Annotated in this window: 2 protein-coding genes and 1 pseudogene; 2 read left to right on the forward strand and 1 reads right to left on the reverse strand. The window is 61.7% G+C overall.

Annotated elements, in window-relative coordinates; genetic code table 11:
* Window positions 1–422, forward strand: a 422-nt coding sequence (locus tag DQ405_RS27025) for a DUF2238 domain-containing protein (RefSeq protein WP_168426522.1), incomplete at its 5' end; no start/stop codon positions are given.
* A gap of 5 nt (window positions 423–427) precedes the next feature.
* On the forward strand, window positions 428–808 hold the full coding sequence (locus tag DQ405_RS27030; protein ID WP_168425788.1) for a DUF2784 domain-containing protein: 381 nt from the start codon (window positions 428–430) through the stop codon (window positions 806–808).
* 12 nt (window positions 809–820) lie between these two features.
* Here the strand turns inward: DQ405_RS27030 and DQ405_RS27035 are convergent.
* Window positions 821–1,114: pseudogene (locus DQ405_RS27035) on the reverse strand (nitrilase-related carbon-nitrogen hydrolase); the annotation flags it as partial.
* Between the last annotated feature and the right edge of the window lie 53 nt (window positions 1,115–1,167).

Below are 1,167 nucleotides of genomic sequence, written 5' to 3' on the forward strand. Positions count from 1 at the left end.
TGATCCTGGGCGGCGCCTACACCTACGCTCGCGTGCCAGCGGGTTTCTGGGTACAGGATTGGCTCGAGCTCAGCCGCAATCCGTACGACAAGCTCGGCCACTTTATGCAGGGTCTGGTCCCAGCTCTGCTGACCCGTGAGATTCTGCTGCGCCTTGGCTTTCTGGAGCCCGGTAGAATGCTCGGCTTCCTCTCGGTTTGCGTCGCACTGGCATTCAGTGCCTTCTACGAACTGATCGAATGGTGGGTAGCGCTGATCGCCGGTCAGGGCGCGGAAGATTTCCTCGGTACTCAGGGTGATCCCTGGGATACCCAATCGGACATGCTCATGGCGCTGCTCGGCGCTACGCTTTCAGTCACCGGGCTTGCAGGTCTTCAGGATAGGCAGGTCGCCCGGCACGCGAAACCTGGCGCTGCAGGATAGCCGTCATGCTCTATCGATTCGCGGCCGATGCGGTGCTTGTCTTGCATCTCGGCTTTATCGTCTTCGTACTTCTGGGTGGGCTGTTGGTGGCGTGGAATCGCCGACTGCTGTGGCTGCACGTGCCGGCCGTGGCCTGGGGGATTTTTGTCGAACTGACCGGGCGCCTATGCCCGCTTACCCACTGGGAGAACCGGCTGCGGCACCTCGCCGGTGGCGCTGGTTACGAAACCAGCTTCGTCGATGAGTATCTGCTGCCACTAATCTATCCGAGCTGGCTGAGCGTACCGGTGCAATACCTGCTGGCGGCCATAGTGGTGCTCGCCAATCTGCTGATCTACGGCTGGCTGATGTGGCGCTGGCGGCATAAGTCAGCGCCGCCGGCCTGATACGCAGCGTCGCTAGATCTTCAGCTCGAACGCGTCACCGTCGTGATACGCCGGAAATTTACTGCGGAACGCCGCCAGATCCCGGGCGCTTAACGTGGTGCGGAACACGCCGTCCGCATCCCCCGCCTCCAGCAAGGGATCACCGAGGTAATCCAGCACTTGGCTGTCGCCCGTGTAAGGGTAGCCCTTACCGTCTTCCCCGACTCGATTCACCGCTGCGACGTAGCAGATATTCTCGATGGCGCGTGCCGGCAGCAGGCGGTTCCAGGCATTTCGACGAGCCGCGGGCCAATTGGCCGTGTAAAGCCTCGTTCTTCTGCACCGCTACATTGGCCTGGCCACCGCGCTGTTCCTGTTCC

This window comes from Pseudomonas sp. SST3 (assembly GCF_003325755.1).

What these genes read in the sequence shown, in the direction of transcription:
- DQ405_RS27030 (WP_168425788.1), top strand. Translation starts at nt 428, where the DNA reads ATGCTCTATCGATTCGCGGCCGATGCGGTGCTTGTCTTGCATCTCGGC.